The organism is Blastococcus sp. URHD0036 (assembly GCF_000701365.1).
Classification (GTDB): domain Bacteria; phylum Actinomycetota; class Actinomycetes; order Mycobacteriales; family Geodermatophilaceae; genus Trujillonella.
In genome coordinates this window covers 351,991-377,282 of record NZ_JNIK01000016.1, presented here as the reverse complement: position 1 = coordinate 377,282, position 25,292 = coordinate 351,991, and the positions used below count along the sequence as shown (strand labels likewise).

Here is a 25,292-nt window from a genome sequence, read left to right as displayed (position 1 = left end):
AGACACTGTCGACTCCGTTTCACACGTTCGGGGTGGTGCTTACACACCATCCATCGGACGAGTGAGAGAACTGCTTGACAGTTTGTCCGACATTTTTTCCGCCATTGTTCGATCGCCCGGAAACACACCGATCAATCCCACCTGCAACAGTTGTCTTGATTGTCGACATGGCGATCCACCATTCGACGACCATTCGCATCCCGGTGCGGCCCGCCGAGACGCGCTCGTAGGCCCCGGCCAGGGGCGGCGGACCGCAGACATCGGAGCGCGACCGGTCCTCGCAAGAGGATCGGCGCGAGGTGGCTCAGCGGCTCGAAGAACTCGGCTCGGTGAGCTCAGGGTGGAGCGGTCAGCGCCCGGGCCGGCGACGCAGACCGCCGCGCAGCCGACGGCGACGGCGCCACGCGACGACCGGGACGGCGCCGACGAGTCCCAGCACAGGAGGCGCGGCGACCGCGACCGCGCCCGTCACCGGAGCACCCGCGGCCTCGGTGGCCTGGATGTCGGGCGAGTCCAGCGTGCCGAACCGGTCCAGCGGCCAGACGATCAGCGCGGCCTTCCCGATGACGTCGTCGACGGCGATCGTGCCGAAGTACTCGTCGCCGCTGTGCGAGCGGGAGTCGGCGGAGGCCGAACGGTGGTCACCCATCACCCACAACCGGCCCTCCGGAACGGTGACCGGTCCGAATGCGCGGGTCTCGATGGGGGTGTTCTGGTAGATGTACGGCTCGTCCAGCGGCCGGCCGTCGACCATGACCCGGCCCTCGGCGTCGCAGCACTCGACCGTCTGACCGCCGACGGCGATCACGCGCTTCACGTAGTCGTCCTCGCTGGGCGGGGCCACGCCGATCGCCCGCCCCAGCCACAGCAACCCGCCCGAGAACCAGTTGCTGGGCTCGGCCACCTCGACCTCGGGCGACCAGGTGTCGGGCCCCTCGAAGACGACGATGTCACCGGGCTCGGGCTCGCCGAACCAGTACGGCACCTTGTTCACCAGCACGCGGTCGCCGGTGCAGCCCGGGCAGCCGTGCAGCGTGGTCTCCATCGACCCGGACGGGATGAAGAACGCCTGCACGAGGAACGTCTTGACCAGCAGCGCGAGCACGAAGGCCACCAGCAGCAGCACCGGCAACTCGCGCAGCAGTGAGGGCTTCGCGCCCGGCTCGGGGCGGCGGCCACCCCACCACCTGCGTCGGGCACCCGCCGGAGACGGCGGAGCGGCGGACTCGGCGGCAGCGGCGGGATCGGCCTCCGCGCCGTCCGGGCCTCCGCTGCTCGGCTCGTCGTCCCCCGGGACGACGTCGGCGGGCCCCCCGTGCCGGTCGCTGCTCATCGAGAGCAGCGTACGGGCGTGGGGAGCCCGCCGGGTCGAGGCAGGTCCAGCCGGGCGCGGTGTGTCAGCGCGCGACGGGCTCGCGCTTCTCCTTGATCTTGGCGGCCTTGCCGCGCAGCTCGCGGAGGTAGTACAGCTTGGCGCGACGCACGTCACCGCGGGTCAGCACCTCGATCTTCTCCACGACGGGGGTGTGCACCGGGAAGGTGCGCTCCACGCCGACGCCGAAGCTGACCTTGCGGACGGTGAAGGTCTCGCGGATCCCGCCGCCCTGGCGACGGATGACGACGCCCTGGAAGACCTGGATGCGGGAGCGGTTGCCCTCGACCACGCGCACGTGCACCTTCACGGTGTCGCCCGGGCGGAACGCGGGGATGTCGTTCCGCAACGAGTCGCTGTCGAGTACGTCCAGGGTGTTCATCGCGGCGATCCTCTTGTCTCAGCCAGGTTCTTCGGCGGCAGGTTCTTCTGCATGGTCTCGGCGGTCTCGGACAGCGGGGCACCCGGCTGTCCGTCCCGGGAGCTGCAGCTCCGGCATGGGAGCCCCGTCGGCCAGGCCGACGGTCGTGCAGCAGCTAGTCATTCTGCCACGACTTCACGAGACGAAGCGCGGCGGCCCCTGGTGGGGGCCACGCAGCAGCGCGACCAGGGCGTCGGCGAGGTCCGCGGGAGCGAACTCCTCCGCCGACGCGAGGATCTCCCCGACCGTCCACCAGCGGTGCGGCTCGTCCCCCAGCACCTCCAGCTCGGTGCGGCCCGAGCCGTCGACGGTGTGCTCGACGTCCCGGAGCACGAAGAACGTCTCGCGCGAGTCGATGTCCGTCCCGCCGAACGCGCCGAGGTGCCGGCGGAACCACACCGGGCCCTCGAGGGCGGCCGGTTCGGCGACGAGCCCGATCTCCTCGGCGAGCTCCCGGACGGCGGCCTCGCGGACGCTCTCGCCGTCCTCCACTCCCCCGCCCGGGGTGTACCAGAACAGGACGTCGCCGGGCGTCTCGTCCGGTCCGGACAGCCGCGCCCCGAGCAGCAGCACCCGTCCGGCGGGGTCCAGCACGACGACCCGTGCCGTCGGCCGCACCCACGGGCGGCCGGTCGCGGCGTCAGTCACCGTCGAGGACCGCGCGCTCGGCGTCGGTCAGCGCCTCGGCGGGCAGCGCCGCGAGGAGGTCGGGACGGCGCTCGGCCGTCCGGCGCAGCGACTCCGCGCGCCGCCAGCGGGCGATGGCGGCGTGGTCCCCGGAGAGCAGCACGGGCGGGACGTCGCGGTCCCGCCACGAGGCCGGCCGGGTGTACGAGGGCCCCTCGAGCAGGCCGTCGGCGTGCGAGTCGAACTCGACCGACTCCCGGTTCCCGACCACACCGGGCAGCAACCGGGTGACCGCCTCGACCATGACCAGCACCGCGGACTCGCCACCGGCCAGCACGTAGTCGCCGATCGAGACCTCGGAGACCGGTCCGGCGTCGGCGGCCCAGTCGGCCACCCGCTGGTCGATGCCCTCGTAGCGGCCGCAGGCGAAGACCAGACCCGGCTCGGCCGCCCACGAGGCGGCCACGGCCTGGGTGAACGGCCGCCCGGCCGGGGTGGGGACGACCAGGCGCGTGCCCGGCGGGCGCACGGCCTCCAGCGCCTGCGCCCACGGCTCGGGGCGCATGACCATGCCCGGGCCGCCGCCGTAGGGGGCGTCGTCGACCGTGCGGTGCAGGTCGTCGGTCCACTGCCGCAGGTCGTGCACGCCGATCGAGACCAGCCCCTTGTCGGCGGCCTTGCCGAGCAGCGACTGCCGCAGCGGGGCCAGGTACTCGGGGAAGATGGTGACGACGTCGACCCGGAACGGCTGTCCGCTCACAGGTCCAGCAGCCCCTCGGGCGGGTCGATGACCAGGAAGCCGCCGGCGACGTCCACCGTCGGGACGATGGCCGACACGAAGGGGATCAACGACTCCCCGCCACCGGTGCGCCGCACGACCAGCAGGTCCTGCGCCTCGTGCCGGACGGCGGTGACCTCGCCGACGACCGAGCCGTCGGGCAGCCGGACGGCGAGGCCGACGAGCTGGTGGTCGTAGAAGGAGTCCGGCTCCTCGATCGGCGGGAGCTCGGCCACGGGGACGACCAGCATCGTGTTGCGCAGCGCGTCGACGGTCTCCCGGCGCTCGTAGACCTCGCCGGAGGGGGCGGCCAGCTGGAGCAGCAGGGTGCCGCTGTGCCAGCGCTTGTCCACGACCGTCAGCGGGCCGCGGTCGGCGGGCTCGGTGGTCAGCACGGCGCCGGGGGCGAACCGCTGGTCGGGGTCGTCCGTCCGGACCTCGACGGTCACCAGACCACGAACACCGTGGGGCCGGCCGATGCGGCCGACCACCACGGTGTCGTCAGGGGTGGTGCTCAAGGGTGGTGCGCTCAGCGCCCGTCGGTGTCGACGACGTCGACCCGCAGGCCCCGGCCACCGACGCCGGTCATGACGGTGCGCAGCGCCTTGGCGGTGCGCCCGCCGCGGCCGATGACCTTGCCCAGGTCGTCGGGGTGCACCCGGACCTCGAGGGTCTTGCCGCGACGGTTGGTGAGCAGGTCGACCTGGACGTCCTCCGGGTGGTCGACGATGCCCTTGACCAGGTGCTCGAGCGCCTCTTCCACCATGTCTTACTCGGCGGGCGTCTCGGCGGGGGCGTCCGCCGGAGCGGCGTCCGCAGCAGCAGGGGCGGCCTCGGAGGCGGCCTCGGCCTTGGGAGCGGCCTTCTTCTTCGGGGTGGTGGCGCCGGCGGCCGGCTCGTCCCCACCGGCCAGGACGGCGGCCTCGTAGAGGGCCTTCTTGTCCGGCTTCGGGGCGGCGACCTTCATGGGCGGCGGCGCGGCCTCGCCCTTGAACTTCTGCCAGTCACCGGTGACCCGGAAGATGGCGGCGACGGCCTCGGTCGGCTGCGCGCCGACACCCAGCCAGTACTGCGCGCGCTCGCTGTCGACCTCGATGAAGGAGGGGTCCTCCTTGGGGTGGTACTTGCCGATCGTCTCGATCGAGCGGCCGTCACGCTTGGTGCGCGAGTCGGCGACGACGATGCGGTAGTACGGCGCGCGCATCTTGCCCAGGCGCATGAGCTTGATCTTGGTGGCCACGGTGGCTCGGATTCTCCTCGAACGCTGTCTGTCGGTTGCTCGCCGGGTGAGCGCGTGGGGATACGCCGGGGCGGAGCCAGGGACACGGCCGAGGCGCGGTGAGAGGGCCGCACGACGCCGTGTTCGACAGTCCATGATGCCAGACGTGGCGACGGGCGAGGAAACCAGCCGTGGACTGCTCCACCACGTGGAGCTGTGGGTGCCCGACCTGGGCCGCGCCGAGCGTTCCTGGGGGTGGTTGCTGACCCGGCTGGGCGCGGTCGCGTACCAGTCGTGGGAGCACGGCCGGTCGTGGCGGGCGGGCGACGTCTACGTCGTCGTCGAGCAGTCCCCCGCGCTGACCGGCGACCGGCACGAGCGCCGCGCACCCGGCCTCAACCACCTGGCGTTCCACGCGGGGACGACGCAGGAGCTGGACGCCCTCGTCGCCGAGGCGCCGGCGCACGGCTGGCGGCTGCTGTTCGCCGACCGCCACCCGTTCGCCGGCGGCCCCGACCACCGCGCCGCCTACCTCGAGGACGACGACGGCTACGAGGTCGAGCTGGTCGCGGGCTAGCCGCGCACCGCCGCCAGCACCCGCTCCCGCGCCTCGGCCACCGGGACCTCCTGGCGGTCGCCGGTCGCCCGGTCGCGCACCTCGATGACGCCGTCGGCCAGGCCCCGGCCCACGGTCACGATCGTCGGCATGCCGAGCAGCTCGGCGTCCTTGAACTTCACGCCGGGGCTGACCTTCGGCCGGTCGTCGTAGAGCACCGTCAGGCCGGCCGCCACGAGCTCCGCCGACAGGTGCTCCGCCGCCTCGAAGATCGCCGCGTCCTTGCCGGTGGCGACGACGTGCACGTCGGCCGGCGCGATCTCCCGCGGCCAGACGAGACCGAGCTCGTCGTGCATCGACTCGGCGATGGCGGCCACGGCCCGCGAGACGCCGATGCCGTAGGAGCCCATGGTGACCGTGACGAGCTTGCCGTTCTCGTCGAGGACCTTGAGGTCCAGCGCCTCGGCGTACTTGCGGCCCAGCTGGAAGATGTGGCCCATCTCGACGCCGCGGGCGAGCTCCAGCGCCCCCGAGCCGTCGGGCGCGGGGTCACCGGCCAGCACCTCGGCGGCCTCGACGACGCCGTCCCAGGTGAAGTCCCGGCCGGCCACCAGGTCGAACACGTGCTTGCCGGGCTCGTTGGCGCCGGTGATCCAGCGGCTGCCCGGCACGACCCGGGGGTCGACCAGGTAACGGATGCCGGAGTCGCTGTCGGCACCGAGCACCTGCGGGCCGATGTAGCCCTTGACCAGCGCGGGGTGCTTGTCGAACTCGGTGAACGGCTCGACCTCGGCCGGCGCGACCTGGGCCTCCAGGCGCTTGGCGTCGACCTCGCGGTCCCCGGGGATGCCGATGACGAGCGGCTCCCGCGTGCCGTCGGGGTGCAGCAGCGTGACGACGACGTTCTTCAGCGTCGACGCCGCGGTGTACCCCGCGTCGGGGAACTTCTCCTGCGCGACGGCGACCAGCGTCTCGATCGTGGGGGTGTCGGGGGTGTCCTCGACGTGCGCTTCGGGCAGCCCCTCCAGCGGGATCGCGTCGGGCACCACCGTCGTGACGGCCTCGACGTTCGCCGCGTACCCACCGGCCGAGCGGACGAAGGTGTCCTCCCCGATCTCGGTGGGGTGCAGGAACTCCTCGCTGCGGGAGCCGCCCATCGCGCCGGACATCGCCGAGACGATCACGTACTCCAGGCCCAGCCGGTCGAAGATCCGGATGTAGGCGTCGCGGTGCGCGGCGTAGCTCTTGTCCAGACCGGCGTCGTCGACGTCGAAGGAGTAGCTGTCCTTCATCGTGAACTCGCGGCCGCGGAACAGCCCGGCCCGGGGCCGCGCCTCGTCCCGGTACTTCGTCTGGATCTGGTAGAGCGACAGCGGCAGGTCCTTGTAGGACGAGTACAGGTCCTTCACCAGGAGCGTGAACATCTCCTCGTGGGTGGGGCCGAGGAGGAAGTCGTTGCCGCGGCGGTCCTGCAGCCGGAAGAGGTTGGGGCCGTACTCGGTCCACCGGCCGGTGGCCTCGTAGGGCTCGCGCGGCAGCAGCGCCGGGAAGTGCACCTCCTGCGCGCCCATCGCATCCATCTCCTCGCGGACGACGCGCTCGACGTTGCGGAACACCCGGTAGCCCAGCGGCAGCCAGGTGAACCCGCCCGGGGCGGCGCGGCGGATGTACCCGGCACGCACGAGGAGCCGGTGGCTGGGCACCTCCGCGTCGGCCGGGTCGTCGCGGAGGGTGCGCAGGAACAGGGAGGACATCCGGAGGAGCACGGGGCGATCCTCCCAGGCGGGCCCGCCGGGCCGCCGGTGGGTTTCGCTAGCGGTACACCCGACCGCGCAGGACGGTGAGCGACGGACGGGCGAGGACGTCGAGGTCCGTCCGCGGATCGCGGTCGTAGACGACCAGGTCGGCCGGGGCGCCGTCGACGACGTTCGGCAGGCCCAGCCAGGTGCGGGCACCCCACGATCCGGCCGCGAGCGCCGCCTCGGCGGGGAGCCCGGCCGCGGCCAGCGCGCGGATCTCGTCGGCCACCCGCCCGTGCGCGATGCCGCCACCGGCGTCGGTGCCGGCGAACACCGGCACCCCGGCCTCGTACGCCGCCCTGACCACGGCACCCGAGTCCGCGTACAGCCGCCGCATCGTCGACGCGTACTGCGGGAAACGCTTCTCCCCCGCCTCGGCGAACCCGGGGAAGTTCTCCACGTTGACCAGGGTGGGCACGACGGCGGTGCCGCGGGCGGCCATCTCGCCGATGAGCTCCTCGGTGAGGCCGGTGCCGTGCTCCACGCAGTCGATGCCGGCGCGGATCAGATCGGGCAGCGCGTCGGTGCCGAACGTGTGCGCGGTGACCTTCGCGCCCTCCTCGTGCGCGGCGGCGATGGCCGCGGCGACGACCTCGGCCGGCCACTCGGGCGCCAGGTCGCCGACCTCGCGGTCGATCCAGTCGCCGATCAGCTTCACCCAGCCGTCACCGCGGCGCGCCTGCACCCGCACCTCGGCGACCAGGTCCGCGGGCTCCAGTTCGATCCCGAGACCGGGCAGGTACCGGCGGGGGCTGGCCAGGTGCCGGCCGGCACGGATGATCCGCGGCAGGTCCGGCTCGTCGTCCAGGGCCCGGGTGTCGACCGGGGAGCCGCAGTCGCGCAGCGCGAGGACACCGGCGTCCCGCTCGGCGAGCGCCTGCTCGCGCAGCCCGTCGAGGGTCTCGACGTGGCCGCCGCCGCGGGCGATGCCGACGTGGCAGTGCGCGTCGACCAGCCCGGGCAGCACGAAGCCGCCCCGGGAGACCGTCTCGGCTCCGGCGACCGGCTCGGAGGTGAGCAGCCCGTCGCGGACCCACAGGTCGCGGTGCTCGCCCTCCGGGAGGACGACCCCCGCGAGGTGCAGCGCGGGGGTCAGCGCCCGCCGTCCTTGAACTGGTCGAAGTTCAGCTTGGTGAGGTCCGGCATCGCCTGGCCGGGCGGCAGGCTCGGCATGCCGCCCGGGAGACCGGCGCCGCCCGGGAAGCCGGCGCCCGGCGGCAGGCCGGGAGCGCCCATCGGCCGGCGGGCGGGCGCCTTGCCCTTGCCCTTCTTCCCCTTGCCCTTCTTCGCCTGCGCCTGCATCTGGCGGCCGCGGGCCTTCTTCGACATCGGCCCCATGCCCGGCAGGCCCATGCTGCCGGCCATCTGGCCCATCATCTTCTGGGCCTGCGCGAACCGCTCCAGCAGCTGGTTGACGTCGGTGACGCTGACGCCGGAGCCGTTGGCGATGCGCACCCGCCGCGAGGCGTTGATGATCTTGGAGTTGACCCGCTCCTGCGGCGTCATCGAGCGGATGATCGCCGCGGTGCGGTCCAGGTCGCGGTCGTCGACCTGCTTGAGCTGCTCCTTCATCGCCCCGGCGCCGGGCAGCATCCCCAGCAGGTTGGCGATCGGGCCCATCTTGCGGATGGCGAGCATCTGCTCGAGGAAGTCCTCGAGGGTGAAGCCCTCGCGGGAGGCGAGCTTGCCGGCCATCCGCTCGGCCTGGTCGGCGTCGAAGGCCTGCTCGGCCTGCTCGATGAGCGTGAGGACGTCGCCCATGCCGAGGATGCGCGAGGCCATCCGCTCGGGGTGGAAGACGTCGAAGTCGGTGAGCTTCTCGCCGGTCGAGGCGAACATGATCGGCTGACCGGTCACGTACCGCACCGACAGCGCGGCACCACCGCGGGCGTCGCCGTCGAGCTTGGTCAGCACGACACCGGAGAAGCCGACGCCGTCGCGGAAGGCCTCGGCGGTGGTGACGGCGTCCTGGCCGATCATCGCGTCGACGACGAACAGCGTCTCGTCGGGCTGGACGGCGTCGCGGATCCCGGCCGCCTGGGCCATCAGCTCGGCGTCGATGCCCAGCCGGCCGGCGGTGTCGACGACGACGACGTCGTGCATCGTGCGGCGGGCGTGGTCGATGGAGTCCCGTGCGACCTGGATCGGGTCGCCGACCCCGTTGCCCGGCTGGGGGGCGTAGACGTCCACCCCGGCCTGCCCGGCCACGATCGACAGCTGGTTGACCGCGTTGGGCCGCTGCAGGTCCGCGGCGACGAGCAGGGGCGTGTGGCCCTGGCTCTTGAGCCACTTCCCGAGCTTGCCGGCGAGCGTCGTCTTACCCGCACCCTGCAAGCCGGCCAGCATGATCACCGTCGGCGAGGTCTTGGCGTACCGCAGCCGCCGGGTCTCGCCGCCGAGGACCTGGACGAGCTCCTCGTTGACGATCTTGATGACCTGCTGGGCCGGGTTGAGGGCCTGGGAGACCTCCGAGCCGCGGGCCCGTTCCTTCACCGCGTTGACGAAGGCGCGCACCACCGGCAGCGCGACGTCGGCCTCCAGCAGCGCGATGCGGATCTCGCGCGCGGTGGCGTCGATGTCGGCCTCGGTCAGCCGGCCCTTGCCGCGCAGACCGGTGAAGACCTTGTCCAGGCGGTCGGAGAGGGTCTCGAACACAAGCCGTCCTCAGGGAGAGTTCCGGGCGCGGGCGGACCGCGCCTCCTGCACCCCAGGCTACCGAGGTCCGCCGCTCACGCGGCCCGGCGGACGGCGACCGGGACGGCCATCGGGGTGGGCCCGGAGAACAGGGCGGTGCCGCAGTCGGCGCAGACCCACTCGGGGCAGTCGCCGCCGTCGTCGGTGTGGCCGTCGGCGCACGGGGGCTGCACGAACACCCGGAGGTCTCCGCACTCGGGGCAGAGCCAGTCGCTGATCTCGGGCACGCGGGCTCCTCTCGGCCGCAGACGGAACCGTTCCGTCACGCTGCAGCGAGGAGAACACGCACCTCCGACAGGACCGGGGAAGCTCAGCCCGGCGTGTCCCCGGCCCCCCGACCGCTCGGCACGGGTTCCGGCGCGCCGCGCGTGGCGCCGACCAGCGCCGCCTCGATGCGGACCCGCTGGGCGGGATCGATGGGCTCGCGCGTGGAGTTGCACACGTAGAAGTAGTCGGCGGCGTCCGCGCCCAGGGTCTCGATCCGGGCGGAGGTGACGTCGAGGCCCTCCGCGGCCAGCGCGGCGGTGAGCCGGTGCAGCAGCCCGGCGCGGTCGGCAGCCCGCACCTCGACGATGCTGTTCTGCTCCCCGCTCACCTCCGAGTCGTGCCACGAGATCCGGGGAGGCGCGGCCCGCACGCCGTCCTGCCGGTAGTCCGCCTCCCGCTGCCGCAGCCGCTCGGCCAGCGGCAACGTGCCCTCCAGCGCGGCACGGACGGCGTCGGCCAGGATCGCGGCCACCGGTGCCCGGCCGAACCGCGGGCGCACCGCGAACACCGCCGTCGCCCGGCCGTCGAGCACGTTCACCTTGGCCGCCCGGACGTCGAGCTGGTTCAGCGCCATCACGCCGGCCAGCACGCTGAACAGACCCGTCCGGTCCGGGGCGCCGACGGTGATCTGCTGGCCGTCGGCGACGTCCTCGATGCCGACGGTGACCGCGTCGGCGTCGCCGGCGGCGGCCTCCGAGGTGGCCGACGTGACCTGCGGCTGGGTCGGGTTCAGCACCGGATCGGGCTCGGGCACGGTACTCGTGCCCATGAACCCCTGCACCCGGGCGACCAGGGCCGCCACGAGGTGCGCCTTCCACGGCGACCAGGCCGCGGCGCTGGTGGCCGCGCCGTCGGCCTGCGCCAGCGCGTGCAGCAGCTGCAGCAGGGCCGGGCTCGCCCCGAGGGTCTCGCTGACCCGCTGGATCGTGGTCGGGTCGTCGATGTCGCGCCGGGTGGCGGTGTCGGGCAGCAGCAGGTGGTGGCGGACCATCGCGGCGATCGTCGCGACGTCCTCCGGCGTGAAGCCCATGCGCGTGGCCATCTCGGCGCCGATCGGCTCCCCGACGACGCTGTGGTCGCCCGGCAGCCCCTTGCCGATGTCGTGCAGCAGGGCCCCGACCAGCAGCAGGTCGGGCCGGTCGACGTCGCGGGTCAGCTCGGCCGCGGCGGCGGCCGCCTCGACGAGGTGGCGGTCGACGGTGAAGCGGTGCCACGGGTGCCGCTGCGGCAGCGACCGGACGCGGTCCCACTCGGGCAGCAGCCGCGCCCAGAGGCCCTCCTGGTCCAGCTGCTCGATCACCGGGACCGCGCTGCGGCCGCTGGCCAGCAGCCGCAGGAACGACCACCGGACCTCGGCCGGCCACGGCTCGGGGACCGGTGGGCTGTGCACCGCGAGGACCTTGAGCGTGTAGGGCGAGAGCAGCAGGTCGGCGCGGGCCGCGGCGGCCGCGCCGCGCAGCACCAGCCCCGGATCGGCGGCCGGACGGGCGTCCCGGGCGAGCACGACCTCGTCGCCCTGGCGGACGACGCCCTCGGCCAGCGGCTCGCGGTTGACCCGCCGGTAGCGGCCGCGCGGACGGCGGACCAGTGCCGACTCCACCCGCCGCCACGTCTCGTCGGCGACGAACGCCAGCCGCCGCCCCGCCAGGCTGACCTCGCGCAGGAGGGCGTCGTCGTCGGCCAGGCCCAGGGCGGCCGCGACGGGTGCCTGCTCCTGGCGCACGAGCACGTCGGTGGGCCGGCCCGAGCGGCGGCGGAGCTCGTCGCGGACGTCGAGCAGGAAGGAGTAGGCCTCCTCCGCCTCGGCGGAGGGTTCGTCGGCCAGCTGGGCGGCGGCGACCGCGCGCAGCACCTGGCCCTCGCGCAGGCCGCCGTAGGCCTCCTTCAGGTCCGGCTCGAGCAGGAAGGCCAGTTCCCCGACCTTGCGGGCCCGCTCACGGCGCAGGTCGCGCAGCTGGGGCAGGAGCCGGGACGCCGACTGGCGCCAGCTGCCGAGGGTGGCGGTGCGCAGCCGGGCCCCGAGGTCGGCGTCCCCGGCGATCACCCGGACGTCGAGCAGCCCGAGGCCGGCCTTGACGTCGGTCGAGGCGACCGTGACCGCCTCGGAGATGGACCGGACGGAGTGGTCCAGCCGCAGGCCCGCGTCCCAGACCGGGTACCAGAGCGCGTCGGCGAGGGCGGCGATCTCGGGGCGGCCGTCGTGCACGAGCACCAGGTCGAGGTCGCCGTGCGGCGGGGGCTCGCGCCGGCCGAGGCTGCCGACCGCGACCAGGGCCAGGCCGTCGGTGCCGGTCCGGGGCGCCGCGCCGCCGCGGCGGGAGACCGGCGGCGGGGTGCCCGCGACCGCGTCGGCCAGCAGGCCGGCCAGCCAGGTGTCGAGGGCCTTCACCCGCTGGTCCCGCGGCAGTGCGGGCAGCGAGTCGGTGTCGAGCACGTCTCCCCCATCGGATCGGCGGGTCGCCCGGGAGGGCGGGGTGGGGGCGTCCGGTGGACGCCGGGGAAAGGCGTCGGCCGGGGCAGCGGGTCTCCCCGCCACCCCGGCCGACGTCGGTGCGCCGTGCGCTACAGGGCGTCCGCGCCGCGCTCGCCGGTGCGGACCCGCACGATCTCGTCGATCGTGGTGACCCAGACCTTGCCGTCGCCGATCTGGCCGGTGGAGGCCGACTCGACGATGGCGTCGACGACGCGGGCGGCGTCGATCTCGCCGACGACGATCTCGATACGGACCTTCGGGACGAAGTCCACCTGGTACTCCGCGCCGCGGTAGACCTCGGTGTGGCCGCGCTGACGGCCGAAGCCCTGGACCTCGCTGACGGTCAGGCCGGCGATCCCGATCAGCTCGAGGGCGTTCTTGACGTCATCGAGCTTGAACGGCTTGACGATGGCGGTGACGAGCTTCACGCCCGGCTCCCTTCGATGTTGCGGGCCTCGGCCCGGGCCTGGTCACGCACGGTGGTGTTGCTCCCGCCCCCGAGAGAATCGAGGTCGTAGCCAGTCTCGGCGTGGACGGTCGTGTCGATGCCGACGACCTCCTCCTCCTCGGTGATGCGGAAGCGCATCACCTTGGCGATGACGAAGCCGATGATGAGCGTCAGCACGAAGGAGTAGACCAGCACGGCGAGCGCACCGACCGCCTGCTTGCCCAGCTGCGAGAGACCGCCGCCGTAGAAGAGCCCGTCGACACCGGCCGAGGCGGCGTCCGTGGCGAGGAGACCCACGGCCAGGGTGCCCCAGAGACCACCGACGAGGTGGACGCCGACGACGTCGAGCGAGTCGTCGTAGCCCAGCTTGTACTTCAGGCCGACGGCCAGCGCGCAGACGACACCGGCGACCAGGCCGAGGATGATCGCCCCGATCGGGCTGACCGCGGAACAGGCCGGGGTGATCGCGACCAGACCGGCGACGACACCCGACGCGGCACCCAGGGACGTGGCGTGACCGTCCCGGATCTTCTCGGTGATGAGCCAGCCGCCCGTGGCGGCCGAGGCGGCGACCAGCGTGGTCACGAAGACGTCGGCGGCCTGGCCGTTGGCGGCGAGGGCGGAGCCGGCGTTGAAGCCGAACCAGCCCAGCCACAGGATGCCGGCGCCGAGCATCACGAGCGGGAGGTTGTGCGGCCGCATCGGGTCACGGCCGAAGCCGCGGCGCTTGCCGAGCACCAGAGCCAGCGCGAGGCCCGCGGCACCGGCGTTGATGTGCACCGCGGTACCACCCGCGAAGTCGATGACCCCGAGGTCGTTGGCGATCCAGCCACCGGTCTCGGACTCGTAGCCGTCGAAGGCGAACACCCAGTGGGCCACCGGGAAGTAGACGATGGTCGCCCAGACGCCGGCGAACACCATCCACGGGCCGAAGCGGGCGCGGTCGGCGATGGCGCCGGAGATCAGGGCGACCGTGATGATCGCGAAGACGCCCTGGAAGGCGACGAAGGACATGGACGGCACCGTCGCGACCAGGCTCTTCGCGGTGAAGTCGTCGTTGATCCCGAACAGACCGTCGAGGCCGAAGAACTCGAAGGGGCTGCCGAGCAGGCCCCCGCCGATGTCGTTGCCGAAGGCCATGGAGTAGCCGTAGAGAACCCAGAGCACGCCGATCAGCGCGAGTGCTCCGAAGCTCATCATCATCATGTTGAGCACGCTCTTCGCGCGGACCATGCCGCCGTAGAAGAGTGCCAGGCCGGGGGTCATGAACAGCACCAGAGCGGAGCTGGCCAGCACCCAGGCGGTGTCGCCGGTGTCCACGGCAACCTCCTAGAGGTCGTCGGTGTGGCAGTGCCACAGAGAGGAACCCGGGGCGGGGGCCCCGGGAGTGAGTGGGCAGAGGCGGCGCCCCGTCCCTGGGAGCGACCGGCGTTCACGGTGCCGTTCACCTGTTTCGCCTGCACACGCCCGACTGTTTCCGGACGGTGAACTCCGGCCCGCGTGTCCGTCGGCCGTGTTTCACCGCTGTTGCGCGGGGTCCTGGTGGTGACCGGGCGCACAGGTCACCGGTTCCTGCCACCCGGTCGCAGTTGCAAAGAGGCTGCAATAAGGTCCACCGCAGGCCCGACCCACTCTCTCCAGGAGGCAGCGTGCACGCCCCCGCCCTCTCCCCGACCGCCGTGCCGTCCGGGGGCCGCCGGACCGGTGGCACGTTCAGCCGCTCCGAGTGGCGGTCGATCGGGGGCATGTCCGCGTTCGTGCTCCTGCTGCACGTGGTCGGCTGGGGCGTCCTCGTGTTCGCCGTCGCCCCGGCCAACTACCAGCTGGGCAGTACCGGGGTCCTCGGGGTCGGCGTGGGCCTGACGGCCTACATGCTCGGCGTCCGGCACGCCTTCGACGCCGACCACATCGCGTCGATCGACAACACCACCCGCAAGCTCGTCGACGAGGGCAAGTCGTCGGTGAGCACGGGCTTCTGGTTCTCCCTCGGGCACTCCTCCGTGGTGTTCGGCGCGGCGCTGCTGCTCGTCGTCGGCGTCCGGTCGGTCGCCGGCGTCGTCCAGGACGGCGACTCCGGGACCGGGCAGACACTGGGGCTCATCGGCACCCTCGTCGCCGGGTCCTTCCTGCTGCTCATCGGGCTCATGAACCTCGGGTCGGCCATCGGCATCGCCCGCGTGTTCCGGCGGATGCGCACCGGGGAGTACGACGAGGCCGAGCTCGAGCACCACCTGCACAACCGCGGTTTCCTCGCGCGGCTGCTGAACCGGGTCACCCGGCGGGTGAGCAAGGCGTGGCACCTGTACCCGGTCGGGCTGTTGATGGGGCTCGGCTTCGACACCGCGACCCAGGTGGGGCTGCTGGTCCTGGCCGCCGGGTCCGCCGCCTTCGTGCTGCCCTGGTACGCGATCCTCGTGCTGCCCGTGCTCTTCGCGGCCGGGATGAGCCTGTTCGACACCGCCGACGGCGTCCTCATGTCCCGCGCCTACGGCTGGGCGTTCCTCAAGCCGGTGCGGAAGGTCTTCTACAACCTCACGATCACGGTGCTGTCGGTCGCCGTGGCGCTCGTCATCGGGCTGCTCGTGCTGGTCGGCCTGCTCGTCGACCGGCTCGACCTCGACGTGCAGCCGCTGGTGTGGCTGGCCTCGCTCGACCTCGAGTACGTGGGCTTCGCGATCGTCGGCCTCTTCGTGCTCACCTGGGCCGTCGCCGTCGCGGTCTGGCGGTTCGGCCACATCGAGCAGAAGTGGACCACCGGCACCACCCCGTGACCGGAGGGGATCCGTGGGCGTTCCGCCCGCCGATCCCCTCCACGCCTACTCCCCGCCGACCAGCGCCTCGGCGAAGGCCTCCGGCTCGAACGGCGCCAGGTCGTCGGCGCCCTCGCCGAGGCCGACGAGCTTCACCGGGATGCCGAGCTCGCGCTGCACCGAGACGACGATGCCGCCCTTCGCGGTGCCGTCGAGCTTGGTCAGGACGACGCCCGTGACCTCCACCGCCTCGGTGAAGACCCGCGCCTGGACGACGCCGTTCTGACCGGTCGTCGCGTCGAGGACCAGCAGCACCTCGGTGACCGGCGACTGCTTCTCGACGACCCGCTTGATCTTGCCGAGCTCGTCCATCAGCCCGGACTTGGTGTGCAGCCGTCCGGCGGTGTCGACGACGACGGTGTCGACCTCGGCCTCCACTCCGGTGCGCACCGCCTCGAACGCCACCGACGCCGGGTCGGCCCCCTCCTTGCCGCGCACGGTGAGCACCCCGACCCGCTCGCCCCAGGTCTCCAGCTGGTCGGCGGCGGCCGCGCGGAAGGTGTCGGCGGCGCCGAGGACGACGCTGCGCCCGTCACCGACCAGCACGCGGGCGATCTTGCCGACCGTCGTCGTCTTGCCGGCGCCGTTGACGCCGACCACGAGCACCACGCCCGGGCGGCCCTCGTGCCGCTGGACACCGAGGGTGCGGTCCAGGTCCGGGCCGAGGACGGCGGTCAGCTCGCGGACCAGCAGCGCGCGCAGGTCCGCTGCCGAGGCGGTGGCCAGCACCAGTGACTGGGTGCGCAGCCGGTCGACGATCTGCGTGGTGGCCCCGATGCCGACGTCGGCGGCCAGGAGCGTCTCCTCGACCTCCTCCCAGTCGTCCTCGGTGAGCTTCTCCCGGGCGAGGACGGTGAGCAGGCCGCGGCCGAGGGAGGACTGCGAGCGGGCCAGCCGGGCGCGCAGCCGCACCAGCCGGCCGGCCGACGGCGGCGGGGTCTCGAACAGCAGCCCCGGCTCCGGCTCGGCCGGGGGCAGCTCGACCGGCACCTCGGGGCGGGTCTCCTCCGCGGGGGTGGTCCCCAGGCCGCTGGCCGTGGCGCCCGACGTCTCGGAGGGCCCGACCGGCGGGGCCTGTGGCGGGCGGGGGCGGGTGAGCGTGGTGCCGTCCAGGGCGTCGTCGTCCAGCCGGGTGGTGCGCCTCCCGCGGCTGGTGAGCAGTCCGACCCCGACGAGCAGGGCGACGACGAGGATCGCGACCGCGATCAGCACGAACTCCATGCCCGTCAGTCTCCCAGGCGATCGACAGCCCGCACCGGCCGCGGCGCGCAGGCCGGAGTGGGACGCTGACCGGCATGCCGCTGTCCACCGGGAGCACCCCGGCCCTCCTCATCGGACCGCTGCTTCGGCACGTCGACCCCGTCTCGGCGACCGTCTGGGTGGAGACCGACCGGGCCTGCGAGGTGGAGGTCCTCGGCCGCCGCGCCCGCACCTTCTGCGTCGGTGGCCACCACTACGCGCTGGTCGTCGTCGAGGGCCTCGAGCCGGGCAGCACCACGCCCTACGAGGTCGCCCTGGACGGCGCCCGCGTCTGGCCCGACGCGGCGTCGACCTTCCCGCCGAGCCGGATCCGCACGCCCGGCCGGCCCGGCCCGTTCACCATCGCCTTCGGCTCGTGCCGGTACGCGACCCCGAGCACCGTGGCGCTCGCCGAGGGCATCCCGCCCGACGCCCTGGACGTCTACGCGACCCGGGTGGCTGCGCTGCCGGAGGACCGGTGGCCCGACGCCCTGGTGCTGCTCGGCGACCAGGTGTACGCCGACGAGCTGACCGCGAAGACGCGCGAGTGGCTGTCGCTGCGCCGCGGCGAGCCGGTCGACGAAGGCGCGCAGGTGCTCGACTTCGAGGAGTACACCCGGCTGTACGCCGAGTCCTGGACCGATCCCCAGGTGCGCTGGCTGCTGTCGACGATCCCGTCCTCGATGATCTTCGACGACCACGAGATGATCGACGACTGGAACACCTCCGCCGCCTGGCGGCGCCAGGTGACCGGGACCGGGTGGTGGGCCGACCGCATCTCCGGGGGCCTGGTCAGCTACTGGATCTACCAGCACCTGGGCAACCTGAGCATCCAGGAGCTGGCGGACAACCCCGTGTGGCAGGCCATGCAGACGCGCACGGACGACAGCGACGACGCCGAGTCGATGCTCCGCGAGATGGCGGTCGCCGCCGACGAGGACCCGGGCTCGATGCGCTGGAGCTACGTCCGGCACTGGGGCGACGTGCGCATGGTCATGGTCGACAGCCGGGCCGGCCGGGTCCTCGACGAGCAGGCCCGCCGGATGGTGGACGACGCCGAGTTCGACTGGGTCGAGGCGGCGATGCGCCGGGCGGTCGAGGAGGGCGTGCAGCACGTCGTCCTCGGCACGTCCCTGCCGTGGCTGCTCCCGCACGCCATCCACGAGATCGAGCGCTGGAACGAGACGCTCAACGTGCGACACGAGGGCCGGTGGCGCGGCCGGCTGGCGGAGAAGCTCCGGCAGGCCGCCGACCTGGAGCACTGGGCCGCGTTCGGCGACTCCTTCGAGCGGCTCGGCCGGGCGGTCACCTCGCTGGCGCGGGGGGAGGCCGGTCCGGCTCCGGCGACGGTGCTGGTCCTGTCCGGCGACGTCCACCACGCCTACGCCGCCGAGCTCACCGAGCCGGGCGGGCTGACCTCCCGGGTGCACCAGCTCACCGTGTCGCCGTTGCACAACCAGGCCCCGCACCCGATCAAGGTGGGCTTCCGGATCGGCTGGAGCCGGTGGGCCCGCCGGTTGATGACGGGCATGGCGAAGGTGGCCCGCGTGCAGCCCTCCCCCCTGGACTGGACGAAGGGCGCCGGGCCGTTCTTCGGCAACCAGGTCGGCGAGCTCGTGCTCGACGGCCGCAGCGCCCGGTTCCGGCTGCTCGTCGCCGACGAGCGCACCCGGGAGACCGAGGAGCTGGAGGAGGTGCTGGACCTGGCGCTGACCGACGCGGTGCCGGCGGAGGTGCCAGGCTGACCTGATGAGTTCTGCAGCGAGCGACTCCCCGTCGCCCCGGCCCGCGCCCGGTCCGGACCAGCCGCCGATCCCCGTCCGCCTCGTCACCTTCAACACCCACCACGGGGTGGGCACCGACGACCGGCACGACCTCGCCCGGCTCGCCACCGTGCTCGCCGCGGCCGAGGCCGACCTCATCTGCCTGCAGGAGGTCGACCGCCGGTTCGGGGCGCGCAGCGAGGACGTCGACCAGGCCCTGCTGCTGTCGCGTGCGCTGGACATGCAGCTGGCCTGGGGCCCGGCGATCGACGAGCCGCGCCGGGACGGCGCCGACCGCCGCCAGTACGGCAACGCCCTGCTCTCCCGGCTGCCGGTGCTCGTGAGCGAGGTCCACCGCCTGCCCGGCAGCGGCGAGCCGCGCAGCGCCCTGCAGACCATGGTGGAGCTGGACGGCGGCACCCTGTGGGTCACCGCCACGCACCTGACGACCGACTCGGCCGACGAGCGCGCCGGGCAGGTCGCCGCGCTGGCCGGCCTGCAGACCGAGGCGATGGGTGCCGGCGTGCTGGTGGGCGACTTCAACGCCACCCCCGACGCCGCGGAGCTGCAGGAACTGCAGGAGCGGTTCACCGACGCCTGGGAGCTCGCCTCCGCCAAGGAGGACCGCGCGGGCTGGCGGTTCTGGACCAGCGGTCAGGGCCTCACGCATCCGTCGGGCTCCCCGCGGCGGCGGATCGACCAGGTGTGGGTCTCGCCCGGGGTCACCGTGGTGTCGGCGCGGGTGCTGGACGCCGAGGGCGCCTCGGACCACCTGCCGCTGGTCGTCGACCTCCTGGTCCCCTCCGGCGTGTGAGGCATAGGAAGCCATCCGCACATCTCTGGTCTGGGGACGTGCGGATTGCTTCCTATGCCTCGTGGGGATCAGGCGGGTTCGGGCTCGCGCAGGCGCTGGCTGATCACGCCGGTGATGCCGTCGCCGCGCATGCTCACGCCGTAGAGGGCGTCGGCGATCTCCATCGTGCGCTTCTGGTGGGTGATGACGATCAGCTGCGATGTCGACCGCAGCTGCTCGACCAGCGTGAGCAGCCGCCCGAGGTTCACGTCGTCGAGCGCCGCCTCGACCTCGTCGAGCACGTAGAACGGCGAGGGCCGGGCCCGGAAGATCGCGACCAGCAGCGCCACCGCCGTCAGCGAGCGCTCGCCGCCCGACAGCAGCGACAGCCGCTTGACCTTCTTGCCCGGCGGGCGGGCCTCGATCTCGATGCCGGTGGTCAGCATGTCCTCGGGGTCGGTCAGGGTCAGCCGTCCCTGCCCGCCCGGGAACAGGACGGCGAAGACCTGCTCGAACTCCCGCTGCACGTCGGCGAACGCGGCCGCGAACACGTCGTGGATGCGGCCGTCGACCTCGCGGACGACGGTGAGCAGGTCCCGCCGGGTGTTCTTCAGGTCCTCCAGCTGCGTGGCCAGGAACGTGTGCCGCTCCTCCAGCGCCGCGAACTCCTCCAGCGCCAGCGGGTTGACCTTCCCCAGCGTGGCGAGATCGCGCTCGGCGCGGGCCGCCCGGCGCTCCTGCGCGGGCCGGTCGTAGGGCACCGGCTCCGGCTCGGGCTCCCCCGCGGCCTGCGCGGCGGCGATCTCGGCCGGCGACGGCGGCACGGGTGCGCCAGGCCCGTACTCGGCGACCAGCGTCGGCAGGTCGACGCCGTACTCCTCGGCCGCGCGCCCCTCGAGCGCCTCGATCCGGTACCGCTGCTCGGCGCGTGCGACCTCGTCGCGGTGCACCTCGTCGGTCAGGCGCTCCAGTTCCGCCGTCGCCGTCCGCACCCGGCTGCGCGCCTCCAGCAGCTCGGCCTCGGCGGCGCTGCGCCGGCGGGCCAGCTCGTCGCGCTCGGTCGCCGCGCGTGACAGGGAGCCGGCGAGGGCGGTGAGCGCGGCCTCGGCGTCGGCGCGCACCCGCCCGGCGACGACGGCTCCGCGCTCACGGGCGGCGCGGGCGGCCGCGGCGCGCTCGCGGGCGGCGCGCTCCTGACGGGCCTGCCGGCGCAGCGAGTCGGCCCGGCCGGACAGGGCCCGGGCGCGCTCCTCCGCGGTCCGCACCGCCAGCCGCGCCTCGGTCTCGGCCTGGCCCGCCGCGGCGACCTCCAGGCGCAGCCGGTCCCGCTCCTCGGAGGAGGGCTCGTCCTCCAGCGGCACCGCCTCCGCCGCCGCGAGCCGCTCCTCGAGGTCGGCCACGGCCGACTCGGCCTGCTCCAGCGCCTGCTCCGCGCGCACCCGCGCGGCGGACGAGCGCTCCGCCTCGGCGGCGGCGGAGCGCGCCGCGGCGCCCAGCTCGGCCAGCTCGGTGGCGACGGCCGAGCGGCTGCGGTCGGCGGCCTGCCGGGCGGCGAGCGCGGTCTCCACGTCCGCCGACCGCTCGCGGGCGGTCTCCCGGGCGGCGGTGAGCTCGTCGGCCAGCGTGGCCGCGCGCGCGGCGGCTGCCGCCAGCCGCCGGCCGGCCTCCTCCACCCGTGCCCGGACCTCGAGGCCGGTGGGGGCGTCGGCCTGGCCGCCCGCCGCCCAGTCGGCGCCGACGAGGTCGCCGTCGGCGGTCACCGCCCGCGCGCGGGGGTGGGTGGAGACGAATGCGCTCGCGGCCGCCAGGTCGGACACGACTGCCACCCGGTCCAGCACCCGGCCCAGTGCCGGTGCGAGCTCGGCGGGCGCCTCCACGAGGTCCAGCGCCCACCGCGCGCCGGCCGGCAGCTCCGGCCAGCCGTCGCGCGGCAGCGGCGGGAGTCCGGCGGTGACCAGGAGCGCGGCCCGGCCCGCGGCGCCGTCCTTGAGGTGGGCCAGGGCCGCGGCGGCCTCCGCCACGCCGGAGACGACGACGGCGTCGGCCATCCCGGCGAGCGCCGCGGCCAGCGCGGTCTCCGACCCGGCGGCGACGGTGATCCGGTCGGCCAGCGGGCCGAGGACCCCGGGGAGACCGGCGGCGAGCACCGCTGCCGCGCCGTCGGCGGGGGCCAGACCGGAGGCGAGGGCGTCGCGGTGGGCCTGAGCGCCGGCGCGGTCGCGCTCGGCAGCCCGCTCGGCGGCGGTCAGTTCGGTGACCCGGCGGGCGGCCTCGGTGTGCGCGGCGACGGCGTCGGAGTGCGCGGTGACCAGCGCGGTGTCCTCGTCCTCCTGCTCGGTCAGCGCGGCCCGGCGCTCGGCGAGCCGGTCGGCGGCGGCCTCGGCGCGCTGGGCGGCCTCGCCGGCGGCGACCGCGAGCCGGTCGATCTCGGCCTGCCCGGCGGTCACCCGGGACCGTGCCGCGGCGACCTGACCGGACAGCCGGGCCAGCCCCTCCCGGCGGTCGGCCAGCGCGCGGCTGGCGGCGACCCACGCCTTCTCGGCGGCGGCGAGCGCCCGGTCCAGCTCGGCGCGGGCGGCGACGGCAGCGGCCAGGCGCCCCCGCTCGGCCTCCAGCCCCGCGGCGAGGTCGGCCTCGGTCGCGGCGATCCGGTCGGCCTCGGCGTCCAGCTGGTCGGGGTCGCGGCCACCGGTGGCGGCGGCGAGCGGCGCGGCCAGGTGCCGGTGCCGCTCCCCCGCCAGCGCGGCGACGGCCCGGAACCGCTCGGTCAGCGCCGACAGCCGGTACCAGGTGTCCTGGGCGCTGCCGAGCTGCGGTGCGTTGGCCGCGAGCGCCGCCTCCAGCGCGGCCTCGCGGGAGGCGACCCCGGCCAGCTCCGCCTCGACGACGGCGCGGCGTTCCCGGGCGGCGGTCTCGTCGGCGACGTCCTTGTCGAGCGCGTCGCGGAGCCGGACGAGGTCGTCGGCCAGCAGCCGGAGGCGGGCGTCGCGCAGGTCGGCCTGGACGCCGGCCGCGCGGCGGGCGACCTCGGCCTGCCGGCCCAGGGGCTTGAGCTGGCGGCGCAGTTCCGCGGTGAGGTCGCCGAGCCGGTCGAGGTTGGCCTGCATCGCGTCGAGCTTGCGCAGCGCCTTCTCCTTGCGGCGCCGGTGCTTCAGGACGCCGGCGGCCTCCTCGACGAAGGCGCGCCGGTCCTCGGGCCGGCCGGAGAGGACGGCGTCCAGCTGGCCCTGGCCGACGATGACGTGCTGCTCGCGGCCGATGCCGGAGTCGCTGAGCAGTTCCTGGACGTCGAGCAGGCGGACCTTGTCGCCGTTGATCTCGTACTCGCTCTCGCCGGAGCGGTACATGCGGCGGGTGATCGAGACCTCGGTGTACTCGATCGGCAGCGCGCCGTCGGTGTTGTCGATGGTCAGCGTGACCTCGGCCCGGCCCAGCGCCGGGCGGCCGGCCGTGCCGGCGAAGATGACGTCCTCCATCTTGCCGCCGCGCAGGCTCTTGGCGCCCTGCTCGCCGAGGACCCAGGCGATCGCGTCGACGACGTTGGACTTACCCGACCCGTTCGGCCCGACGACGGCGGTGATCCCCGGCTCGAGCCGCAGGGTCGTCGGAGACGCGAAGGACTTGAAGCCCTTCAGCGTCAGGCTCGACAGGTGCACGGGGTCAAGAGGCTAGCCCAGCGCACCCCCGTCGCGCCGGGATCCGGGGCGGGAGATGCGGGTGGTGCCGGTGGGACACGCACTACGCTGGGCCCGTGGCTGGCTACCAGGTGGACGCGGACTTCGACCTCTGCGAGTCCAACGCCGTGTGCATGGGCATCGCGCCCGAGGTCTTCGAGGTCCGCGACGACGGCTTCCTCTACATCCTCCAGGAGAACCCGCCGGAGGAGATCATGAGCCGGGTGCACGAGGCCGTGGCGGCCTGCCCGAAGCGCGCGCTGAGCGTCACGCCCCTGCCGGACTGAGCCCGGCCGGTCGCCGTCAGGCCAGGGCGGGCTGGGCGGCGCTGTCGCCGGCCATGCTGAGCAGCTCGGAGGCGATGACGGCGTCACGGGCGGCGTCGCGCTGGGCGCGCAGCTCCTCGAGCTCGGCCTCGAGCCGGCGCACCCGCGCCCGCAGCGCGGCGTTCTCCTCGGCTACCCGGAGCTGGACCGGGCTGACGACGTGACCGAACAGTGCCTTGGCCATGGCTGTGGTGGCCTTCCTACAGCGGGAGGTGTGCCCAGCGCCCCGGATCACGGTCGGCGCGGGCTCGGTGTCACCCAGGGTGACAGCCAGGGACACGCAGGTCAACGCCCACACTGCACAGCACCCGTGTCCGGGCGATGTCGTCTTCGTCACGCTGTGGTGACATCCGGGCCCGCCCGACGCCCTCGCCCCGGCGGTCACCTGCTCGTTCAGGCGCGCGGACGCCGGGCCCGCGGGCGGGGCTGGCAGGTGGGGCAGCTGTAGCTGGACCGGTTCATGAACGACTCCCGGCGGATGGGCGTGCCGCACCGCGGGCACGGCCGGTCGGCCTGGCCGTAGACGGCGAGGAAGCGGGAGAAGTAGCCGCTCTGCCCGTTGACGTCGACGTACAGGGAGTCGAACGAGGTACCGCCCTGCGCGAGGGCCTCCCCCAGCACGTCGCGCACGCCGTGGAGCAGGGCCGACACCTGGGGCCGGGTCAGCGCGTCGGTCGGCCGCGCGCCGTGCAGCTTCGCGCGCCACAGCGACTCGTCGGCGTAGATGTTGCCGACGCCGCCGATCAGCGTCTGGTCCAGCAGCGCCCGCTTGACCTCGGTGTGCCGGCGGCGCAGGGCGGCGCTGAAGGCGTCCTCGTCGAACGAGGGGTCCAGCGGGTCGATGGCGATGTGCGCCAGCCGCGCGGGCAGGTCCTCCCCGGCCGCGTCCTCCACAGCCAGGCCGCCGAAGGTCCGCTGGTCGACGAACCGCAGCTCCCGGCCGCCGTCGGTGAAGGTGAACCGGGCCCGCAGGTGCGTCTCGTCGGGCTGGCTCTTCTTCTCGACCAGCAGCTGCCCGCTCATGCCCAGGTGCGCCACGAGCGCCCGGCCGGACGGGGTCCCGTCGGCCTCGGCGATCGGCAGCCACAGGTATTTGCCGCGCCGGTGCGCCGCGGTGAGGGTGCGCCCGGTCAGCGCCGCGACGAAGTGGTCGGCGCCCTCCAGGTGGCGGCGCACCGCGCGCGGGTGGCGGACCTCCACGGCGGCGACGGTGCGGCCGGCGACCCACTGCTCCAGGCCGCGCCGCACCACCTCGACCTCGGGCAGTTCGGGCACGGGAGCTCAGGCCTCCGCGGGGTCGGCCACGGAGTCCCCCGGGTCGGCGGCCGGCGTCTCGGCCGACAGCGCGCGCCAGGCGGCCTCCGCGGCCTCCTGCTCGGCGGCCTTCTTCGTGCGCCCGCCCCCGCGGCCGTACTCAGTACCGGAGAGCAGCACCGCGGCGGTGAAGGACTTCGCGTGATCGGGACCGGTGTCCTCGACGACGTAGGTCGGCGCGCCCAGCCCGCGGGCCGCACCGAGCTCCTGGAGGCTGGTCTTCCAGTCCAGGCCGGCGCCGCGGGTGGCCGACTCGGCCAGCAGCGGGTCGAACAGCCGGTGCACGACCGCGCCGGCCACGTCGAGGCCCAGCCCGAGGTGGACGGCGCCGATGAGCGCCTCCATCGCGTCGGCCAGGATCGAGTCCTTGTCCCGGCCGCCGGTGGTCTCCTCGCCCCGGCCCAGCAGCAGGTGCGGGCCGATGCCGCCGTCGCCGAGCCGGCGCGCGACGCCGGCCAGCGAGGTCATGTTGACGACGGACGCGCGCAGCTTCGCCAGCTGACCCTCGGGGAGGTCGGGCTGGCTGCGGTAGAGCTCGTCGGTGACGACGAGACCGAGCACGGAGTCCCCGAGGAACTCCAGCCGCTCGTTGGTCGGCAGCCCACCGTTCTCGTAGGCGTACGAGCGGTGGGTCAGCGCCAGCACCAGCAGGCCGCCGGGCAGCTCGATGCCGAGGGCGTCGAGCAGCCAGGCGGCCGCGGTCTCGGCGTGGCCGGCCC

Annotated in this window: 24 protein-coding genes; 5 read left to right on the top strand and 19 right to left on the bottom strand. The window is 74.1% G+C overall.

Features of this window, described 5'->3' with window-relative positions; all coding sequences use genetic code 11:
• Positions 1 to 349 precede the first annotated feature (349 nt).
• The 7 genes from lepB to rpsP form a co-directional block, all read right to left on the bottom strand.
• Positions 350 to 1,333 carry a signal peptidase I gene (lepB, locus tag N555_RS0118155; RefSeq protein ID WP_029432915.1) on the bottom strand — a complete coding sequence of 328 codons (984 nt, stop codon included), beginning with the start codon at positions 1,331 to 1,333 and terminating at the stop codon, positions 350 to 352.
• Positions 1,334 to 1,397: 64 nt separating this feature from the next.
• A complete protein-coding gene (rplS, locus tag N555_RS0118150; RefSeq protein ID WP_029432914.1) occupies positions 1,398 to 1,754 on the bottom strand; it encodes a 50S ribosomal protein L19 in 357 nt (118 codons plus the stop codon).
• Positions 1,755 to 1,928: 174 nt separating this feature from the next.
• Complete coding sequence (locus N555_RS0118145; protein ID WP_029432913.1) at positions 1,929 to 2,441, bottom strand: NUDIX hydrolase; 513 nt, start codon at positions 2,439 to 2,441, stop codon at positions 1,929 to 1,931.
• The gene (gene trmD, locus N555_RS0118140) at positions 2,434 to 3,180 is read right to left on the bottom strand and encodes a tRNA (guanosine(37)-N1)-methyltransferase TrmD (protein ID WP_029432912.1); all 747 of its coding nucleotides are present in this window, start codon (positions 3,178 to 3,180) and stop codon (positions 2,434 to 2,436) included. The genes N555_RS0118145 and trmD overlap by 8 nt, the downstream gene beginning before the upstream one ends.
• On the bottom strand, positions 3,177 to 3,716 hold the full coding sequence (gene rimM / locus N555_RS0118135) for a ribosome maturation factor RimM (RefSeq protein WP_029432911.1): 540 nt from the start codon (positions 3,714 to 3,716) through the stop codon (positions 3,177 to 3,179). Before rimM ends, trmD begins: the two co-directional genes overlap by 4 nt.
• Positions 3,717 to 3,727: 11 nt before the next feature.
• Positions 3,728 to 3,964: an RNA-binding protein gene (locus N555_RS0118130; RefSeq protein WP_029432910.1), complete on the bottom strand. Its 237-nt coding sequence runs from the start codon at positions 3,962 to 3,964 to the stop codon at positions 3,728 to 3,730.
• 3 nt (positions 3,965 to 3,967) lie between these two features.
• Positions 3,968 to 4,438, bottom strand: a complete 471-nt coding sequence (rpsP, locus tag N555_RS0118125) for a 30S ribosomal protein S16 (RefSeq protein WP_029432909.1) — start codon at positions 4,436 to 4,438, stop codon at positions 3,968 to 3,970.
• 145 nt (positions 4,439 to 4,583) lie between these two features.
• On the opposite strand from rpsP, the gene N555_RS0118120 reads away from it, so the two are divergent.
• Complete coding sequence (locus N555_RS0118120) at positions 4,584 to 4,994, top strand: VOC family protein (protein ID WP_231502990.1); 411 nt, start codon at positions 4,584 to 4,586, stop codon at positions 4,992 to 4,994.
• Here N555_RS0118120 and N555_RS0118115 read toward each other — a convergent pair.
• The 7 genes from N555_RS0118115 to N555_RS0118085 all read right to left on the bottom strand — a co-directional run bounded on the left by N555_RS0118115 (position 4,991) and on the right by N555_RS0118085 (position 13,974).
• Positions 4,991 to 6,739, bottom strand: a complete 1,749-nt coding sequence (locus N555_RS0118115; RefSeq protein ID WP_029432907.1) for a proline--tRNA ligase — start codon at positions 6,737 to 6,739, stop codon at positions 4,991 to 4,993. The genes N555_RS0118120 and N555_RS0118115 overlap by 4 nt on opposite strands.
• Positions 6,740 to 6,785: 46 nt before the next feature.
• Complete coding sequence (locus tag N555_RS0118110; protein WP_231502989.1) at positions 6,786 to 7,739, bottom strand: amidohydrolase family protein; 954 nt, start codon at positions 7,737 to 7,739, stop codon at positions 6,786 to 6,788.
• 125 nt (positions 7,740 to 7,864) lie between these two features.
• Entirely contained in the window at positions 7,865 to 9,427 is a 1,563-nt protein-coding gene (ffh, locus tag N555_RS0118105; protein ID WP_029432906.1) for a signal recognition particle protein, read from the bottom strand.
• 74 nt (positions 9,428 to 9,501) lie between these two features.
• Positions 9,502 to 9,693 (bottom strand): hypothetical protein, encoded by a 192-nt coding sequence (locus N555_RS0118100; RefSeq protein ID WP_029432905.1) that lies wholly within the window; start codon positions 9,691 to 9,693, stop codon positions 9,502 to 9,504.
• 83 nt (positions 9,694 to 9,776) lie between these two features.
• Positions 9,777 to 12,167: a [protein-PII] uridylyltransferase gene (locus tag N555_RS0118095; RefSeq protein WP_029432904.1), complete on the bottom strand. Its 2,391-nt coding sequence runs from the start codon at positions 12,165 to 12,167 to the stop codon at positions 9,777 to 9,779.
• 128 nt (positions 12,168 to 12,295) lie between these two features.
• Positions 12,296 to 12,634: a P-II family nitrogen regulator gene (locus N555_RS0118090; protein WP_029432903.1), complete on the bottom strand. Its 339-nt coding sequence runs from the start codon at positions 12,632 to 12,634 to the stop codon at positions 12,296 to 12,298.
• Positions 12,631 to 13,974 carry an ammonium transporter gene (locus N555_RS0118085; protein ID WP_034511267.1) on the bottom strand — a complete coding sequence of 448 codons (1,344 nt, stop codon included), beginning with the start codon at positions 13,972 to 13,974 and terminating at the stop codon, positions 12,631 to 12,633. Before N555_RS0118085 ends, N555_RS0118090 begins: the two co-directional genes overlap by 4 nt.
• A 329-nt stretch (positions 13,975 to 14,303) precedes the next feature.
• Between N555_RS0118085 and N555_RS0118080 the strand changes: the two genes are divergently transcribed.
• Positions 14,304 to 15,425 carry a Nickel transporter NicT gene (locus N555_RS0118080; RefSeq protein WP_231502968.1) on the top strand — a complete coding sequence of 374 codons (1,122 nt, stop codon included), beginning with the start codon at positions 14,304 to 14,306 and terminating at the stop codon, positions 15,423 to 15,425.
• Between the two features lie 45 nt (positions 15,426 to 15,470).
• Here N555_RS0118080 and ftsY read toward each other — a convergent pair whose 3' ends face one another.
• The gene (ftsY, locus tag N555_RS0118075) at positions 15,471 to 16,685 is read right to left on the bottom strand and encodes a signal recognition particle-docking protein FtsY (RefSeq protein ID WP_029432900.1); all 1,215 of its coding nucleotides are present in this window, start codon (positions 16,683 to 16,685) and stop codon (positions 15,471 to 15,473) included.
• 74 nt (positions 16,686 to 16,759) lie between these two features.
• On the opposite strand from ftsY, the gene N555_RS0118070 reads away from it, so the two are divergent.
• Both N555_RS0118070 and N555_RS0118065 read left to right on the top strand, forming a co-directional pair.
• Positions 16,760 to 18,448, top strand: a complete 1,689-nt coding sequence (locus tag N555_RS0118070; protein WP_029432899.1) for an alkaline phosphatase D family protein — start codon at positions 16,760 to 16,762, stop codon at positions 18,446 to 18,448.
• 4 nt (positions 18,449 to 18,452) lie between these two features.
• Positions 18,453 to 19,280: an endonuclease/exonuclease/phosphatase family protein gene (locus tag N555_RS0118065; RefSeq protein ID WP_029432898.1), complete on the top strand. Its 828-nt coding sequence runs from the start codon at positions 18,453 to 18,455 to the stop codon at positions 19,278 to 19,280.
• A 68-nt stretch (positions 19,281 to 19,348) separates the two neighbouring features.
• On the opposite strand, the gene smc is transcribed toward N555_RS0118065, so the two are convergent.
• Positions 19,349 to 22,915, bottom strand: coding sequence for a chromosome segregation protein SMC (smc, locus tag N555_RS0118060; RefSeq protein WP_029432897.1), 3,567 nt, complete (start codon positions 22,913 to 22,915; stop codon positions 19,349 to 19,351).
• Between the two features lie 95 nt (positions 22,916 to 23,010).
• Between smc and N555_RS0118055 the strand changes: the two genes are divergently transcribed.
• Positions 23,011 to 23,220 carry a ferredoxin gene (locus N555_RS0118055; RefSeq protein ID WP_029432896.1) on the top strand — a complete coding sequence of 70 codons (210 nt, stop codon included), beginning with the start codon at positions 23,011 to 23,013 and terminating at the stop codon, positions 23,218 to 23,220.
• Between the two features lie 16 nt (positions 23,221 to 23,236).
• Here N555_RS0118055 and N555_RS0118050 read toward each other — a convergent pair whose 3' ends face one another.
• The 3 genes from N555_RS0118050 to rnc form a co-directional block, all read right to left on the bottom strand.
• Positions 23,237 to 23,443, bottom strand: coding sequence for a hypothetical protein (locus N555_RS0118050; protein WP_029432895.1), 207 nt, complete (start codon positions 23,441 to 23,443; stop codon positions 23,237 to 23,239).
• Positions 23,444 to 23,652: 209 nt separating this feature from the next.
• Positions 23,653 to 24,534 carry a bifunctional DNA-formamidopyrimidine glycosylase/DNA-(apurinic or apyrimidinic site) lyase gene (gene mutM, locus N555_RS0118045; protein ID WP_029432894.1) on the bottom strand — a complete coding sequence of 294 codons (882 nt, stop codon included), beginning with the start codon at positions 24,532 to 24,534 and terminating at the stop codon, positions 23,653 to 23,655.
• A gap of 6 nt (positions 24,535 to 24,540) precedes the next feature.
• On the bottom strand, positions 24,541 to 25,260 hold the full coding sequence (gene rnc / locus N555_RS0118040; RefSeq protein ID WP_034511396.1) for a ribonuclease III: 720 nt from the start codon (positions 25,258 to 25,260) through the stop codon (positions 24,541 to 24,543).
• Positions 25,261 to 25,292: the final 32 nt, after the last annotated feature.